1 protein-coding gene is annotated in these 530 nt (G+C 75.5%); it reads left to right on the top strand.

Annotated elements, in window-relative coordinates; genetic code table 11:
- Window positions 1-98: 98 nt before the first annotated feature.
- On the top strand, window positions 99-530 hold a 432-nt coding region (locus G3I71_RS46425; protein ID WP_164324963.1), incomplete at its 3' end, for a response regulator.

The raw sequence follows: 530 nt of genomic DNA, 5'->3' as shown, positions 1-530 counted from the left end.
GCCGGGGCCGTGCGCGCGACAGGGGACCTCGCCCCGCACCCGGGCTCCGGCAGTCCGACGCGCCCCGTGCGGGGCGCGCGGGACCCCGGGGACGCACTGTGATCAGGATCGGCATCGTCGAGGACGACAACGCGTGCGCGACGCGTCTCGTCGAGCACCTGCGACGGTACGAGCGCGAGCACGGCCACCGGTTCGCCGTCGCGCGCTTCACCGACGGCGCGCAGGCCGTCGCGGCGCACCGCCCGGGTGCGTTCGACGTGCTGCTGCTCGACGTCGAGATGCCCGCGCTCGACGGCTTCTCCGCGGCCCGCGCGATCCGCACCGTCGACCCCGACGTGCCGATCGTGTTCGTCACGCACCTCGCGCAGCAGGCGGCGCGCGGCTACGAGGTCGAGGCCCTGGGCTACGTCGTCAAGCCCGTGCCGTACTTCGCGTTCGCGCAGCAGGTGACGCGTGCGCTCGCGCGCGTGCGGCGCGACCACGAGGACGCGCTGCTGCTGACCGTCGACGGCGGGCTCGAACGCGTCCCC

This window comes from Streptomyces sp. SID12501, assembly GCF_010550245.1.
Lineage (GTDB): Bacteria > Actinomycetota > Actinomycetes > Streptomycetales > Streptomycetaceae > Streptomyces.
This window is presented reverse-complemented; position numbering and strand designations above follow the sequence as displayed.